The sequence below is a fragment of the Fusicatenibacter sp. genome, from assembly GCF_977045365.1.
Window position 1 is genome coordinate 1 of sequence record NZ_CDRRUH010000069.1, and the last position, 15,725, is coordinate 15,725.

A 15,725-nucleotide genomic window follows, 5' to 3' on the forward strand; every position below is an offset into this window, starting at 1 on the left:
ATCCCCATGACACGCCGGATCGTATCATGGGAAGGGATTCCATTTTTTAGTTCAATATACTTTCGAAGATAATCCTGATAGCTTTCTGCAAACAATGCCATCTCCACCCAGTCATCTGCATTTGCCAAAGTTGCAAACAGTACAATGACAAGAATATCTTTCAATGTGTAACGAACCTTTGTCTGCTGACGGGTGTCTTCAATGTATTCCATCCACTCTAATAATTCCTGCATAAACAACGCCCCTTTTTCTTTTATTTTATCAAAAAAGGGGCGTGTTCACAATTTATTTACTCATGCGTTTGTCGTGTTGAGAAACACGCTCCGCAAGAGTTACACATCAAAACAGCTTCCCCCCACAAACTCCCTGAGGATCGAGTTCTTCGGAATATCCTCAATCGGCACCCCGACAAAATAATCCAGGAACTTCAGCAGCCGCTTCGCCTCCTGATACTCCGGCTCGCCCTCCTCAATCTGGAACAGCAGCGGTTCCGCATACAGCTTCAGAACCGAAAGCTCATACACCAGCGCCGAATTAAACATCACATCCGCCTTCTCCTGGTTCGGGAAAATATTCCGTTCCTCGCCGCGGCGCACCGACGGCCACATCGCAATCGTCTCCTTTGCCGACGTTGCCCGCGTCCGGCTGTCGCGCACCATCCGCCGGATCAGACGTCCGTCCGTCGTCGGAATCCGGTTGTGCTCATCCACATTAATCTGCGTCAGCGCACTGATATAAATCCGGAACTTGCTCTCCGCCGGAAGCGACCACGTCAGCTTCTCATTCAGACCGTGAATGCCCTCCAGCACCAGCACATCCGTCTCCTTCATCTGGATAAAATTCCCCTTGTACTCGCGCTTGCCCGTCTTAAAATTAAAATACGGCAGCTCCACACGCTCTCCGTTCAGAAGCTTCGTCATATCCTGGTTCAGCAGATCAATATCCAGCGCCTCCAGGCATTCAAAATCATACTCCCCATTCTCATCCCGCGGCGTATCCACCCGGTTCACATAGTAATTGTCGAGACTGATCGGATGCGGCGTCAGCCCGTGCGCCGAAAGCTGGATCGAAAGCCGGTTGCAGAACGTCGTCTTGCCGGAAGAGGACGGACCCGCGATCAGCACAAACTTCACCGTCTTTTTCTCCGCAATCTGCTCCGCAATCTTCGCAATCTTCTGCTCCTGCAGCGCCTCCGCAATCAGCATCATCTGCTGGATATTTCCCTTTGTGATGCGCTCATTCAGATCCGCAACCGTCGAAATTCCCATCTGCTCTCCCCAGCGCTCCGATTCCCTCTGCACCTGGAACACCTTCGGGGAAAGATTCGCCGCCGGCACCGTCTCGGGAGACTTCTTCTCCGGCATCTGCAGAATAAAACCATCATCATACAAATACAGATCAAAATACTTCAGATAACTCGTATCATACGTCATAAATCCGTAGTAATAATCTTCAAAATCCCCGAGGCTGTACAGATTCACCCGGGAAACCCGGCGGTAGCGGAACAGGCGGTCCTTATCCGTCATGCCGTGCAGCCGGAACCGCTCTCTCGCTTCGTGCGTATCGACACTCCGCTTGTAGATCGGCACTGCCTTTTCCACCTGCTCCTTCATATAGGCTTTCACCTTGTCGAGAAACTCCTGATTCAGCTCGATGTCGCCGTCCACCGTATAGAAAAAGCCCGAGCCTGCCGAAAAATGCAGCATCACATGGCGGATCTTATCGTAGCCGCCCACATGGTACACCGCTTTGACCAGCAGAAGAGAAAGACTTCTCTGATACGTCTTATGTCCAATCTCATCCTTCGTCGTCACAAATTCCAGTTCACAGTCTTTTTTCAGCTGCTTGTGCAGCTCCCGCAGCCGTCCGTCCACCTTCACCAGGACAATCGGAGCATCCATCGTTTTCTCAAAATCTTTTGCAATCTCATAATAAGAGCAATTTTCCGGATATTCATATTTCTTTCCATCAATTGTTACCTGAATCACTTGTAATTCCTCCTTCTCACAAAACTTTCTGAAAATTCAGAAGTGAAAGCGAAGGCGCGCCCGAAAATTACAAAACCTGAAATTTTCAGACACGCCCCTCTTAAATAAACGCTGTCGTTACATCGTATGGAACCGCGCAAGCGCAGATTCCAGTATTGCCTCTTTTTCTTTTAATTCGCAAAGCCGCTGCGCCGCCTTCTCCCCCGAATTGCCGGAGAGCTGACCGATCAGCATCTCATTCTGCTTCTGCTGCTTCCGCAGGTATTCCAACAGCACCGGATTCTGGTTTTCCAGAAGGCGCGGTCCATAGAAAAGCTCCTCCGCCTTCAGATCTTCCTTTTCCCCATGCACTGCCCGCAGAATCGGATAGTATTTCCCATCCTCCTCCACGAAATTCTCCTGTGCAAGGTAAAATCCGTGCTCCAGCAGCCATGCGCGCACGCGGTCGATATCCGACTGCGGCTCCAGGATCAGCTCCCCAAAGCCGGACAGCAGCGGCTCACCCTCACTTAAAATCCTTACGGTGAGCCCGCCGCCCATGCCCGCGATGAGGAGAGAATCCCCCTCCCCCGCCTGCAGGGCATGAAGGCCATCGGAAAGCCGTGTTTCTATGTAGTCCCCCATGTTATACTGCGCGATATGCTCCCTGGCCCGTTCTAACGGTCCGCGGTTCACATCCATGGCGATTGCGTAGGAAATCTTCTTCTGTTCCAGCAGCGCAATCGGCACATAGCCGTGATCTGTTCCCACATCGACCAGGCAGCCGCCCGGGGTGACAAACTCCGCTACCGCGGAAAGTCTTTTTGATAACTGCATGTCTTTTCTCCTGACCGAAAACTTAGTCCAGATAATCTTTGAGTTTTCTGGAACGGCTCGGATGACGGAGCTTTCGAAGCGCTTTCGCCTCGATCTGACGGATACGCTCTCTTGTAACGTTGAACTCTTTACCAACCTCTTCGAGGGTTCTCGCACGGCCGTCATCGAGTCCGAAACGGAGACGCAGAACCTTCTGCTCACGGTCAGTCAGCGTGCTTAACACATCCTCGAGCTGCTCTTTCAGCATAGTGAATGCTGCCGCGTCTGCCGGTACCGGCACATTGTCGTCCTGGATGAAATCGCCGAGGTGGCTGTCCTCTTCCTCACCGATTGGTGTCTCGAGGGAAACCGGTTCCTGGGAGATTTTCAGGATCTCACGGACACGCTCTACGGACATGTGCATCTCCTCTGCGATCTCTTCCGGAGTAGGTTCGCGGCCTAACTCCTGCAGTAACTGACGGGAAACGCGGATCAGCTTGTTGATGGTCTCTACCATATGAACCGGAATACGGATCGTTCTCGCCTGGTCTGCAATCGCTCTTGTGATCGCCTGGCGGATCCACCAGGTTGCATATGTGGAGAATTTGTATCCCTTGCGGTAATCGAATTTTTCAACTGCTTTGATCAGGCCTAAGTTACCTTCCTGAATCAGATCCAGGAACAGCATGCCGCGGCCGACATAACGTTTTGCAATGGAAACAACGAGACGAAGGTTGGCCTCTGCCAGACGTTTTTTCGCGTCCTCATCGCCCTCTTCCATTCTCTGTGCCAGCTTGATCTCTTCCTCTGCGGAAAGAAGCGGCACTTTACCGATCTCTTTTAAGTACATGCGGACCGGGTCCTCAATGCTGACGCCTTCCGGAACGGAAAGGTCGATGTTTTCCATATCGATCTCTTCTTCCTCGGAAAGGTCGATGTCATCGTCGTCCAGAAGGAGAAGATCGCGGTCTGCCGCATTTGGATCCTCGGTCATATCGGAGAGACGCAGTACGTCGATACCGCTTGCCTCCAGGTACTCAAATACCTTCTCCATCTGCTCCGCATCCAGCGGCATATCGCGGAAAAAGTCGTTGATTTCCTGATATTCCAGGACGCTCTTTTTCTTCTTGCCGTATGCTACCAGCTCTTTTAATTTTTCCATAAATTTTGCTTTATCGAACTCCATTGACTGTCCATCCTTCCATAGCTTGTATATATTCTGTCCCTGCCCTGCGAAATTAAACACGCAGAACAGAAGATTCCAGGGTTTTTCTTTGGTATCCAGTTTTCTTTAAAAAGTGAATTCCGGAAGTTCCCCTGCTTTCCACCGCTCCAGGCTCTTTTTATCTGCCATCAATTTCTGCAGCGCCGCCATATCGGTCACATTCATATGCGCCGACTGATCTGCAATACTGTTCTCTTTCATATTGCAGATCACATCGTGCAGCGCGCGCCGTTTTTCCTCCTCTGTCTCCAGCGGGATTCTGGCATTAAAAAGGCCCGCAACTTCTTTCTGCTCCTCGGAATCAACAAACTGATTCAAAAGCTTTGCCGGATTTACGCCGCCCTCGTGGTACTGCAGCACAATCATCTCTGCAATCTGGTGGTAGAGAGGGGTGGTAAAATCCGCCGGCGTAATATATTTTTCCAGCTTTCCAATGAGCGCCGGATAAGAGGTCATCCACGTCAGCATCAGCTTCTGTGCTTTTTCGACGCCGCCCTCTTTTTCTTTTTTGTTTGTGGCTGTATTCCGCGGCTTTACGCTCTCCGTCCTTCCGGCTCCCGAGAGTGCCATCTGGCCGACCTGCTTGCGCAGTACCTCGACGGCAATGCCGTACTTTCCCGCCACAGCCTCAAGATAGCTGTTCCGCTCGATCTCATCCTCAATTGCTACAAGGCGGCGCACCGCTTCATGAAGAAAATCGGATTTGCCCTGCGGATCGGCAAGGTCAAAGTCACGCTCCTTCATACGGATCTCGTACAGAACGCTGTTTTCCGCCTCCTCCAGCCGTTTTTCGAACGCCTCACAGCCTTCGTGCTGGATAAACTCATCGGGGTCCTTATACGGCCTTAAATTGACGACACGCGTGGTAAGACCGACGCCTTTCAGCATCGGGATCGCACGGAGTGCTGCTTTGACACCCGCCTCATCGCTGTCGTAGATTACAAGGACCTCGTCGGTATAACGCTTCATGAGCCCCGCCTGCAGCGAGGTGAGCGCCGTTCCAAGAGATGCCACCGCGTTGTTGAAGCCCGCCTGGTGCATGGAGATGACATCCATATAGCCCTCGCAGATGATCAGATTTTTTCTCCGCGAAGAGCGCGCCAGGTTCAGCCCATAGAGGTTGCGGCTTTTGTCGAAGATCTTTGTCTCCGGCGAGTTCAGGTATTTCGGCTTTCCATCCCCCATCACACGGCCTCCGAAGCCGATCACGCGGCTGTTGGCATCCATGATCGGATAGATGACACGGTTCCAGAATTTGTCCTGCATGCCGTGCACCTCGTCCGCCAGAAACAGGCCCGACTGACGAAGGGTTTCATCGTCATACCCTTTTTCTTTTAAGAAACGGTACAGCAGGCTTCCGTACTTATCGGAGTAGCCAAGGCCGAATTTCCGGATCGTATCATCCGAAAGGCCGCGGCCCTTCAAGTAATCGTAGCCCTGCTTTCCGCGCTCGGTGTGGAGCTGGTAATAATAGAATTTCGCCGCCTGTTTGTTGATTTCCAGCAGCGTATTCTTTAAATCCGCCTGCTCCTTTGCTTCTTTCGAATACTCCATCTGCGGAAGCTCCACACCGGCCCGGTCGGCCAGAAATTTCAAGGCTTCCACAAACGTGAAATTTTCGTATTCCATCAAAAATGTGAAAACATTTCCTCCGGCTCCGCATCCGAAGCAGTAATACATCTGCTTTCCGGGGCTGACGGAAAAGGAAGGGGACTTCTCATTGTGGAACGGGCAGAGCCCGAAGTAAGAGCTTCCTCTTCTTGTCAGCTTTACGTAGCCGGATATCACATCTACGATGTCATTTTTCATACGAATTTCTTCCACTAAATCATCGGAATATCGCATTTTTTCCTCCCTGTATCTAATAAACCGCCCAGGCTTTCGGCACGAACAGCTCCTCGTATTTGTGCATGGAATACTGATCGGTCATACCGGCAATGTAATCGCATACCACCTGTGTCTTGTCCTCGCCGCACCCGATCAGATTCCGGTACTCGCGGGACATCTGCTCCGGATGCTCCTGGTAGTAGGTGTAGAGGGAAATCAGCATCTTCTTTGCCTTCTCTTCCTCTTTTTTCGCCTCCGGGTTACGATAGACGTTCGCGAACATCAACTCCCGCAGCATGCGCATGCCCTCGGCAATCTCCGCCGACTGGCGCACATACTCCGTTCCGCGGCTCTGCTCCACAATATCGTGGATCAGCGTATTGAGCCGCTCGCGGCACGTATCGCCAAGGACGACGCGGATCGTAATCGGGATGTCATCCTCGCTTAAAATGCCGGCGCGGATGGCATCGTCCATATCATGGTGGATGTAGGCGATCTTGTCGCAGAGACGCACAACCTGTCCCTCCAGGGTCGACGGTCTTCCCGCCGTGCGGTGGTTCAGAATCCCATCCCGCACTTCCCAGGTCAGGTTCAGACCCTGTCCTTCCTTTTCCAGAACCTCCACGACACGGACACTCTGTTCCGCGTGGCGGAAGCCCCCGGGATGCACCGCATTGAGCGCCGCTTCCCCGGAATGGCCGAACGGCGTGTGTCCGAGATCGTGGCCGAGCGCAATGGCTTCGGTCAGATCCTCATTCAGATTCAGCGCCCGCGCAATCGTGCGGGCAATCTGGGACACCTCGAGTGTGTGCGTCAGGCGGGTCCGGTAATGATCTCCCTGCGCAGCGAGAAACACCTGTGTTTTGTCTTTCATCCTGCGAAAGGCTTTGGAGTGGAGAATCCTGTCCCGGTCTCTCTGGTAGACGGTGCGGATGTCACACTCCGGTTCATATCGGTCCCTTCCTCTGGAATTCCGGCTGTGCGCCGCATAAGGACTCAGCTCCTGAAATTCCCGTTCTTCAAACGATTCTCTCAAGTTCAAACGAAGACCACCTCTTTCCCGGTAATATGCCTGTAACAGTTCTTTTCATTGTCCTCCTATTTCCTATATTCGGTGCCTGATTCCGATTTCCTTTTTTATTTTTCAAATTTTTCAAATTTTTTCAAAAAAAGTGTTGACGGCTTACAACTCTGGTGCTATAATACATCTTGTCGTCAGCGAGATGACAAAAACTTAAAGAACATGCGGAAGTGCTGGAATTGGCAGACAGGCCAGACTAAGGATCTGGTGGTCATTGCGATCGTGTGGGTTCAAGTCCCATCTTCCGCATGAAATTTAAAAAACTGCATAACGTGCGGAAGTGCTGGAATTGGCAGACAGGCCAGACTAAGGATCTGGTGGTCATTGCGATCGTGTGGGTTCAAGTCCCATCTTCCGCAGAACGAAAACCCTTGTGTATGCAGGGGTTTTTTCCTGTTCAAAAAGAATCAGACCAGACAAAATCCAGATAAAAATTTCTGCTGCTCTTCTTTTTTATTTTCTAAACTATCTTTCTTTCAAAAAAAATCAGAGGAAATTCCTTTCCGGATTCCTCTGATTTTTTTATTTTTCTTTTTTTCAGAATTTTCTCTGCAAATTCTGTTCTTACAGGTTCGGTCTTACGATCTTCGGTGTATAGCCAGCCTCTTCCAGTGCTTTGACGATACGGTTCTTGTGATCGGTGCCGAATGCCTCCATTGTGATGCGGAGTTCTACTGCAGCGCTTCTGTTCGTGGTGAAGAACTGGTTGTGATCCAGTTTGATGACGTTTCCGTTCTCGTTTGCAATCACCTGGGAAACGCGTACCAGCTCGCCTGGTTTATCCGGCAGAAGAACGGATACGGTAAAGATACGGTCTCTCTGGATCAGTCCGTTCTGGATAACGGAAGACATGGTGATGACGTCCATATTTCCGCCGCTTAAGATCGAAACGATCTTTTTACCTTTGACATCCAGATGTTTTAATGCAGCCACAGTCAGAAGACCGGAGTTCTCAACGATCATCTTGTGGTTTTCTACCATATCAAGGAATGCTACGATCAGCTCATCATCATCCACAGTAATGATCTCGTCCAGGTTCTGTCTTACATACGGGAAAATCTTGGATCCCGGTGTCTGTACTGCAGTACCGTCTGCAATGGTGCTGACAGGAGATACGGTCGTTACCTCGCCTTTTTCAAAGGAAGCCTTCATACAGGCTGCTCCGGACGGCTCAACACCGATGACTTTGATGTTTGGTTTCAGCAGTTTTGCCAGTGTGGAAACACCGGTAGCCAGTCCGCCTCCTCCGATCGGAACAAGGATATAATCTACGAGCGGAAGCTCCTGAATCACTTCCATGGCGATGGTTCCCTGGCCGGTTGCAACGATCAGATCATCGAACGGGTGAATAAAGGTATAGCCATGCTCTGCTGCAAGCTCGTATGCTTTTGCACATGCCTCATCGTACACATCTCCGTACAGAACAACCTCAGCGCCGTAGCTCTGGGTACGCTCTACTTTGATGAGCGGTGTGGTAGTCGGCATTACGATGACAGCCTTTGCACCGTAGCATTTTGCCGCATACGCAACGCCCTGTGCATGGTTTCCTGCAGATGCGGTGATCAGTCCTTTTGCGCGCTCCTCTTCACTTAAGGTGCTGATTTTGTAATAGGCACCGCGCAGCTTATAGGCGCCGGTCAGCTGCATATTTTCCGGTTTTAAGTAGACTTTATTTCCCGTCTGCTCGCTGAAATATTTGCTGTAAACCAGTTTGGTCTCCTGTGTTACTTTTTTTACGATTTCAGACGCTTCCTCAAATTTCGGGAGTGTCAGCATTTCTTCTGCCATAGTCTTTTCTCCTTGTTGTCTTTTTTAAGCATTCTCTTCGGATGTATGGAACAGTGCATTTACAAACTGGTCTGCATCAAATTTCTGCAGATCGTGGATGCTCTCGCCCACGCCGATGTATTTGACCGGAATATCAAGCTCGGACTGGATGGCAACGGCGATACCGCCCTTTGCAGTTCCGTCCAGCTTCGTCAGAATGATGCCTGTGACATTCGCCACTTCTGCAAACTGTCTTGCCTGCTGCAGCGCATTCTGGCCCGTGGTACCATCCAGCACCACCAGCGTTTCCAGGTATGCTTCCGGATACTCTTTCTCCAGAATCCGGTAAATCTTGTGGAGCTCTTCCATCAGGTTCTTCTTGTTGTGAAGTCTTCCTGCCGTATCACAGATCAGCACATCCGCATTTCTGGCTTTTGCCGCTGCGACTGCATCGTACACGATGGACGCCGGATCTGCTCCGTTCTGTCCGCCGATGATATCCACGCCGGCACGGTGCGCCCACTCCGTGAGCTGCTCGCCTGCCGCTGCACGGAACGTATCTGCTGCCGCAAGAACAACCTTTTTGCCCTGATCCTTCAGAAGGCCGGCCAGCTTTCCGACGGAGGTCGTTTTTCCGACTCCATTGACACCGATCACCAGCACCACTGATTTCCGGTTTTCAAATTCATAGGCTGTATCGCCTACATCCATCTGTTTTTTGATGCTCTCGATCAGAAGCCGTTTGCACTCTGCCGGATCGGTAATATGCTCTTCTGCCACCCGCTCTTTTAAGTGGTCAATAATTTTGGTCGTTGTATTGATGCCGATATCTCCCATGACGAGAATCTCCTCGATCTCCTCATAGAAATCGTCATCAATGTTGGAATAGCCGCTGAAAATAGAATCAATTCCAGCTACAATGCTGTCTCGGGTCTTCGTCAGACCGTTGACAAGACGTTTGAAAAAGCCTACTTTCTCCTCCGCCATACCGTTCGCCTCCCTTTATCTTTTCTATCTTACTTCTTTCGTATTGTATCTTATTCGTTTCTATTTGTCCAGTTCTCCCTCGATCAAATCGACAGAAACAAGGGTAGAAACGCCCTTCTCCTGCATCGTGATGCCGTACAGACGGTCTGCCGCCGTCATCGTACCGCGCCTGTGGGTGATGACGATGAACTGGGTATTTTTTGTCAGCTTGTGCAGATACTGCGCAAAACGTGTTACGTTGGAATCGTCGAGCGCCGCCTCGATCTCGTCGAGCAGACAGAAGGGGGACGGCTTTAAGTTCTGAATTGCAAAAAGCAGTGCAATCGCCGTCAGCGCTTTCTCGCCTCCGGAGAGCTGCATCATATTCTGCAGTTTCTTTCCCGGCGGCTGGGAGATGATGCGGATACCTGCCTCGAGCACATCCGTGTCCTCCTCGAGCTCCAGCGTTCCCTTTCCGCCGCCGAACAGCTGGCGGAACACGCGGTCAAACTCTTTCCGGATCTCCTCGAATTTTTCCGTGAACTGCTTGCGCATACCGGCATCCAGCTCATCGATGATGCCCTGCAGTGTTTCCGCCGCTTTGACAAGATCGGTGTGCTGTGCATCAAGAAATGCGTGACGCTCCGAAATCTCTTTGTACTCCTCAATCGCATTCACATTGACAGAGCCAAGTTTCCGGATCGCATCTTTTACTTCCAGCACACGCCGCTTTAATTCACTGCGCTCCGGAATCTCCTCCATCCGGAACTCTCTTGCGTGGCCCGGTGTCACTTCGTACTCTTCCCAGAGATACGAGGTCTGTGCCTCTTTTGTCTCCTCCAGCTTTTCTTTCTGGCTGTTCAGACGGAAGCACTCTCTGTCCATCAGGGAAATCTGGTCGGAGAGCTGATCCCGCTTCTCGAAAAATTCTTTGTGATCTGCGCTCAACGCTTCCTTTTTCTCCTGCAGCTCCACAATCCGGCGGTCTTCCTCTTCTTTTGCCCGCACTGCCGCTGCAATCGTCTTCTGAATCTCCACGATGTCCTGCTGTTTCTTTTTGACATCGTCTTTTTCCTCCGCCGCTTTTTCCAGCATGGTGCGGCTTTCCGCTTCCAGTTTTCCCGTCTCTTCCTCAAGACGGCGGATGTTCTGGGCAAGGAATCCATCCTTCTGGGACAGATTTGCGTAATTTAACCGGATTTCTTCAAGATCCTTCGTATATTCTGCTTCCCGGCGGCGAAGCCCTGTAAGCGCCTCCTGCGCCTTTTGGATGTTCTCCTGCAGCGTGCTTTCCCGCTCCACCGATTCCTGCATTTCCTGACCGATGACTTTTCTGTTCCGCTCAATCTCGGCGATCTGATTTTCAATTTCAAGGCTCTCTTTCTGCAGCGCCTCAAAATCCAGACGGATTTCCGTCTTTTTCTCGCGCGCTTTTTCCAGATTCAGGCGCACCGTATTCTGTTCGATGTACTGCCGCTGCAGTTTTTCATTCAGCTCGGTGCGGAGATCGCGGATTTCATTCCGTTTATTTTTCTTCTCTTCAAGTTCCTGCTGGATTTCCCGCAGTTCCTTCGCAAGACCCTGTACGCTCTTTTCGAGCTCCTCGATCTCACGCCGTCTTCCGAGCAGGTTGCTGTTGTTCCGGAACGAACCTCCTGTCATGGAACCGCCCGGGCTCAAGAGCTCGCCCTCGAGGGTTACCATGCGGAGCGTCTGACGGTATTTCCGCTGGATCACAATGGCATGGTCGATCGTGTCGACCACCAGCGTTCTTCCAAGAAGCTGTGCCACAAGACCCTCATACACCGGATCATACGAAACAAGTGCATTTGCCACGCCGAGTACGCCTGTTTCTCTTGCCGCCTCTTCATTTACCTGCGCTTTTTTCCCACGCATACTGGTGAGCGGAAGGAACGTCGCACGGCCGAAATGGCCCCGTTTCAGGTATTCAATCAGGTATTTCGCCGTCGCCTCATTGTCGGTGACGATATTCTGAATGCTGCCGCCAAGTGCCGTCTCGATTGCCGTCTCGTACTTTTTCTCTGCCTGCAGAAGATCCGCCACAACGCCGTGGATGCCGGGATTCCGGTCTTTCTGCTCCATGACCTTCCGAATACTGTTTCCATAGCCATCGTACCGCTCGGTGATGTTCTTTAAGGATTCGAGCCTTGACGCTTCTCTGTGGTAATTGGTCTGGCCGGCTTCCATCTCCTTCGTCTGGTTCGAGAGATCCGCCGTCAGCGCGGTAATCTTCTGATCTGCCTCCTGGTACTGCTGTTTCAGGCTGCTTACCGTCTCTTCGAGCGCTTCAAACGCGTTCTGCAGTTCTTCCATCTGCCCGTTCTGTTCGGACTCGCTCGTCTTTAAATGCAGCACCCTCTGGCTTAATTCTGCCTTTCGGATGCCGATCTGCTCGAGCATCGCATCGTAGCGCTGCATTTTTCCCTTCGTGGAACCCCGCTGGTTCAGAAGGCCGATGACTTCGCTCTTATCCTGTTCACTCTGCAGCTCGACTGCCTGGATCTGCTCCTGGCATTCCGAGAGAGCGGCCTCTTTCTCACTCTTTTCCGTCTCTGACGTAAGAAGTGCTTCATGAAGCCCGTCCTTTTCTGCCTGATATGTATTTTTTTCTGCCGTCTTTGTGCGGCTCTCCGCGCGGATCGCCTCCAGACGTTCTCTTAATGTGTCGCTGTTCCTCTCCGATGCATGAATCTGCTCGTTCAACACCTCGATCTGGTTTTCGAGCTGCTGGCGTTTCAGTGCATTCTCCCCCGCCTGATCGCGCGCAGAAAGAATCGTCTGGTCCAGTTTTTCCTGCTCCTGTTCCAGCTTTTCATACTCCTGCTTCGTATGCTCAAAAGCCTCTTTCGTGCTCTTTAACTGCTCTTCTGCAATCCGGTACCGGTCTTCTACTTTCGCGAGATCGTTCCGGATGCGCTCCATCTCGAGCAGAAACATATTAATATCAAGGATCTTTAATTCCTCTTTCTTCTTTAAATAAATCTTTGCCGTCTCAGACTGGCGTTCCAGCGGCTCTAACTGCCTTGTCAGTTCCGAGAGAATGTCGTTGACGCGCACCAGATTCTGCTGCTCTTCCGCCAGCTTCTTTTCGGTCACGGCCTTTCTTCTCTTGAATTTGACAATTCCTGCCGCCTCGTCAAACAGCTCCCGGCGCTCTTCCGGCTTACCGCTTAAGATCTTATCGATCTGACCCTGTCCGATAATGGAATAGCCCTCTTTTCCGATACCGGTATCGTAGAACAGCTCGTTGATGTCCTTTAACCGGCACGATGCGCCGTTCATCAGATACTCACTCTCGCCGGAACGGTAAAGCCGTCTCGTCACCGTGACTTCCTCGAAATCGACGTTCAGCTTGTGGTCGGAATTGTCAAGGGTAATCGCAACCGACGCGTAACCGAGCGGCTTTCTCGTCTCAGTTCCGGAGAAAATAACATCCTGCATATTTCCGCCGCGGAGCTGCTTGGCGCTCTGTTCGCCGAGCACCCAGCGCACCGCATCGCCAACATTGCTCTTTCCACTGCCGTTCGGCCCTACAACACCGGTAATACCATCGTGGAACTGCAGAATGGTTTTGTTGGCAAACGACTTAAATCCCTGCATTTCAATGGATTTGAGATACATATTTCACCTACGCTTTTTTTCTGGCAAGAATTGCATCGTATGCCGCTGCCTGTTCTGCCGCTTTTTTCGTTCTGCCCTTTCCGGTGCCGAGCGCTTTCTTTCCGACGCTGACCTGTGCCCAGAAGCTCTTGTCGTGATCCGGTCCCTCTTCTTTTAAGATGGTGTAGACAATCTCTTCATCCGTCTCACCCTGGATCAGCTCCTGCAGAATCGTTTTGCTGTCGTAGAAAAGCTGTTTGTGTTCGATATCGTTTAAGATATAGTTCAGAACGAACGTTTTTGCCGGTTCAAAGCCGCCGTCCAGGAAAATCGCACCGATCGTCGCCTCCATGGCATCCGAAACGATCGAATCGCGGTGACGGCCGCCGGTGGCCTCCTCGCCCTTTCCAAGGAGCAGAAAGCTGCCAAGATCAATCTCACGGGCACAGAATGCCAGTGCCGGTTCGCAGACGAGGCTGGCGCGTTTTTTCGTCATCTCGCCCTCCGGAAGACGCGGGAATGTCTTGTATAAAAATTCGCTGGATACAACTTCCAGCACGGCATCTCCCAAAAACTCCAGACGCTCGTTGCACTCCAGGCGCTCCATGTGGTGCTCGTTTGCGTAGGAAGAATGGCGCATCGCCATCTCCAGCAGTCCGAAATCCTGAAATTTATACTGGATTTTCTTTTCCAAATCCACGAGTTTATCAATATTATTCATAACCTGTTTTAAGCCTTTCCTTCCTCATGGTTACCGTCTGCAGAGACTCTGCAGACGGTAACAAAGGGGCTGTCCTGCAGCAAACAGCCCCTTCGCCATTTTCTATTATTCTGCCAGTTTCTTTTTGATCGCTTCCACCGCATCCTCAACCGATACAATGTGCTCTGCTTCTTCTGCTTCGATCTGGATATCAAATTCTTCTTCAATTCCCATCACAATCTGAAATACATCCAGGGAATCTGCTCCCAGATCATCCGCAAAGGTTGTCTCCATGGTTACTTCATTCGGATCTACGTTTAATACATCCGCAATGATCTCCTGTAATTTTTCAAACTCCATCTTCTGCTGCCTCCCTGCTGCTCTTATAATCTGCCAGATGCTCCTGCACTTTCTGCGGAATCTTCTCCTCGCTGAATGAAATGCACTGGAGAATGGAATTTTTAAACTCGTTGGCCTTTGAGCTTCCGTGCGTCTTTACAACGAGTCCTTTTAAACCAAGCAGCGGTGCTCCGCCGTACTCACTGGCATCAAAAGACTTCAGTGTCTCTTTCAGCGCCGGTTTCACAAGAAGGGCTCCGATTTTGCTGCGCAAAGATGTCATCATACCCTGTTTTACCTTGGAAATCAGGGTAGCGCCGACGCCCTCATACAGTTTTAAGATGACATTTCCTACAAACGCCTCACAGACAACAACGTCTGCGGCTCCGTTTGGAATTTCTCTTGCTTCGATGCTGCCGACAAAGTTGATATACGGGTTTTCTTTCAGAAGCGGATATGTCTCTTTGACGAGCGCGTTTCCTTTTTCTTCTTCCACACCGATATTCACGATTCCCACCCGCGGATTTTTAATGCCGACAACATGCTCCATATAGATAGAACCCATCATCGCAAACTGCACCAGATGGGACGGTCTTGCATCAACATTCGCACCGCAGTCGATCAGAAGGGATACACCGTCTTTCGTCGGGATCAACGGAGCCAGCGGCGGGCGCTCTACGCCCTTGATGCGTCCTACGATCGTCTGTCCGCCGACCAGGACTGCTCCGGTGCTTCCAGAGGAGACAAACGCATCTGCCTCGCCGTAGCGTACTTTTTTCATGCCGACAACGATCGAAGAATCTTTTTTGTGGCGGATCGCATTGACCGGCGGCTCTCCCGTCTCAATGATCTCGGTTGCCGGAACGATCTCAACCCGCTCCTTCGGGTACGTATATTTCTGCAGTTCTTTTTCGATGACATCCACCTGGCCGACCAGCTGGACTTTGACGCGTTCATCTGCGTTTACTGCCTCAATGGCGCCTTTTACCGGCTCCACAGGCGCATAATCGCCGCCCATCGCGTCCACTGCAACTCTGACTAAGTCACTCATGTTTTTTCCTCTTTTCTCTTTTCTAAAGCGCGTTTGAAAACTCTTTTTCTTTCAAAAAACCGTTTTCAACCACGCTCTAAAAGCACTTATGCAAGTGCTGTATTAACTATACTAAACTCCTTTGCAAAAATCAAGCACAAATGCCCATCCACGCTTTCTCCTGTATTCCAAAAAAGCGGGTGGATTTATCTTTCCAAAATCCACCCGCTCTGTTTTGTCTTATTTTTCTTAAGAAACCTTGACTCCGCTCGAATTCATCTCATGACCGTCTACAGTTGTATTCCGAGCCATGACTCCGGTATCCGGATCCAGATAATATTCCTCACCATCCTGTGTGAGCCAGCCTGTCTGCATCTGACCGTTGT

At 51.0% G+C, this 15,725-nt stretch carries 13 protein-coding genes and 2 tRNA genes; 2 read left to right on the top strand and 13 right to left on the bottom strand.

Annotated features, from left to right (window positions below):
- The 6 genes from ACY2VW_RS12540 to ACY2VW_RS12565 all read right to left on the bottom strand — a co-directional run.
- A partial coding sequence (locus ACY2VW_RS12540) for a transposase family protein (protein WP_461878289.1) occupies positions 1-233 on the bottom strand: 233 nt, incomplete at its 3' end.
- 99 nt (positions 234-332) lie between these two features.
- Positions 333-1,988, bottom strand: coding sequence for a nucleoside kinase (locus ACY2VW_RS12545; protein ID WP_461878290.1), 1,656 nt, complete (start codon positions 1,986-1,988; stop codon positions 333-335).
- Positions 1,989-2,105: 117 nt separating this feature from the next.
- Positions 2,106-2,804, bottom strand: a complete 699-nt coding sequence (locus tag ACY2VW_RS12550) for a tRNA (adenine(22)-N(1))-methyltransferase (RefSeq protein ID WP_461878291.1) — start codon at positions 2,802-2,804, stop codon at positions 2,106-2,108.
- A gap of 22 nt (positions 2,805-2,826) precedes the next feature.
- Positions 2,827-3,969, bottom strand: coding sequence for an RNA polymerase sigma factor RpoD (rpoD, locus tag ACY2VW_RS12555; protein WP_055218884.1), 1,143 nt, complete (start codon positions 3,967-3,969; stop codon positions 2,827-2,829).
- A 105-nt stretch (positions 3,970-4,074) separates the two neighbouring features.
- Positions 4,075-5,853, bottom strand: coding sequence for a DNA primase (dnaG, locus tag ACY2VW_RS12560; RefSeq protein WP_461874643.1), 1,779 nt, complete (start codon positions 5,851-5,853; stop codon positions 4,075-4,077).
- 16 nt (positions 5,854-5,869) lie between these two features.
- Positions 5,870-6,877 (bottom strand): deoxyguanosinetriphosphate triphosphohydrolase, encoded by a 1,008-nt coding sequence (locus tag ACY2VW_RS12565; protein WP_461878292.1) that lies wholly within the window; start codon positions 6,875-6,877, stop codon positions 5,870-5,872.
- A gap of 203 nt (positions 6,878-7,080) precedes the next feature.
- Between ACY2VW_RS12565 and ACY2VW_RS12570 the strand changes: the two genes are divergently transcribed.
- Both ACY2VW_RS12570 and ACY2VW_RS12575 read left to right on the top strand, forming a co-directional pair.
- Positions 7,081-7,165, top strand: a tRNA-Leu gene (locus ACY2VW_RS12570).
- Positions 7,166-7,190: 25 nt separating this feature from the next.
- Positions 7,191-7,275, top strand: a tRNA-Leu gene (locus ACY2VW_RS12575).
- Positions 7,276-7,480: 205 nt separating this feature from the next.
- Here the strand turns inward: ACY2VW_RS12575 and ilvA are convergent.
- The 7 genes from ilvA to ACY2VW_RS12610 form a co-directional block, all read right to left on the bottom strand.
- Positions 7,481-8,692 carry a threonine ammonia-lyase gene (gene ilvA, locus ACY2VW_RS12580; RefSeq protein ID WP_461878295.1) on the bottom strand — a complete coding sequence of 404 codons (1,212 nt, stop codon included), beginning with the start codon at positions 8,690-8,692 and terminating at the stop codon, positions 7,481-7,483.
- Between the two features lie 36 nt (positions 8,693-8,728).
- Complete coding sequence (gene ftsY / locus ACY2VW_RS12585) at positions 8,729-9,670, bottom strand: signal recognition particle-docking protein FtsY (protein WP_461874642.1); 942 nt, start codon at positions 9,668-9,670, stop codon at positions 8,729-8,731.
- A 60-nt stretch (positions 9,671-9,730) separates the two neighbouring features.
- The gene (gene smc / locus ACY2VW_RS12590; protein ID WP_461878293.1) at positions 9,731-13,291 is read right to left on the bottom strand and encodes a chromosome segregation protein SMC; all 3,561 of its coding nucleotides are present in this window, start codon (positions 13,289-13,291) and stop codon (positions 9,731-9,733) included.
- A gap of 7 nt (positions 13,292-13,298) precedes the next feature.
- Complete coding sequence (gene rnc, locus ACY2VW_RS12595) at positions 13,299-13,991, bottom strand: ribonuclease III (protein WP_055218876.1); 693 nt, start codon at positions 13,989-13,991, stop codon at positions 13,299-13,301.
- 105 nt (positions 13,992-14,096) lie between these two features.
- On the bottom strand, positions 14,097-14,330 hold the full coding sequence (gene acpP, locus ACY2VW_RS12600; protein WP_022462732.1) for an acyl carrier protein: 234 nt from the start codon (positions 14,328-14,330) through the stop codon (positions 14,097-14,099).
- Positions 14,320-15,360, bottom strand: a complete 1,041-nt coding sequence (gene plsX, locus ACY2VW_RS12605) for a phosphate acyltransferase PlsX (RefSeq protein WP_461878294.1) — start codon at positions 15,358-15,360, stop codon at positions 14,320-14,322. The genes acpP and plsX overlap by 11 nt, the downstream gene beginning before the upstream one ends.
- Before the next feature lie 228 nt (positions 15,361-15,588).
- Entirely contained in the window at positions 15,589-15,714 is a 126-nt protein-coding gene (locus ACY2VW_RS12610; RefSeq protein WP_461878296.1) for a hypothetical protein, read from the bottom strand.
- Positions 15,715-15,725: the final 11 nt, after the last annotated feature.

What these genes read in the sequence shown, in the direction of transcription:
- ACY2VW_RS12550 (WP_461878291.1), bottom strand. Translation starts at nt 2,804, where the DNA reads ATGCAGTTATCAAAAAGACTTTCCGCGGTAGCGGAGTTTGTCACCCCG.
- rpoD (WP_055218884.1), bottom strand. Translation starts at nt 3,969, where the DNA reads ATGGAGTTCGATAAAGCAAAATTTATGGAAAAATTAAAAGAGCTGGTA.
- dnaG (WP_461874643.1), bottom strand. Translation starts at nt 5,853, where the DNA reads ATGCGATATTCCGATGATTTAGTGGAAGAAATTCGTATGAAAAATGAC.
- ilvA (WP_461878295.1), bottom strand. Translation starts at nt 8,692, where the DNA reads ATGCTGACACTCCCGAAATTTGAGGAAGCGTCTGAAATCGTAAAAAAA.
- ftsY (WP_461874642.1), bottom strand. Translation starts at nt 9,670, where the DNA reads ATGGCGGAGGAGAAAGTAGGCTTTTTCAAACGTCTTGTCAACGGTCTG.
- smc (WP_461878293.1), bottom strand. Translation starts at nt 13,291, where the DNA reads ATGTATCTCAAATCCATTGAAATGCAGGGATTTAAGTCGTTTGCCAAC.
- rnc (WP_055218876.1), bottom strand. Translation starts at nt 13,991, where the DNA reads ATGAATAATATTGATAAACTCGTGGATTTGGAAAAGAAAATCCAGTAT.
- acpP (WP_022462732.1), bottom strand. Translation starts at nt 14,330, where the DNA reads ATGGAGTTTGAAAAATTACAGGAGATCATTGCGGATGTATTAAACGTA.
- plsX (WP_461878294.1), bottom strand. Translation starts at nt 15,360, where the DNA reads ATGAGTGACTTAGTCAGAGTTGCAGTGGACGCGATGGGCGGCGATTAT.
- ACY2VW_RS12610 (WP_461878296.1), bottom strand. Translation starts at nt 15,714, where the DNA reads ATGCAGACAGGCTGGCTCACACAGGATGGTGAGGAATATTATCTGGAT.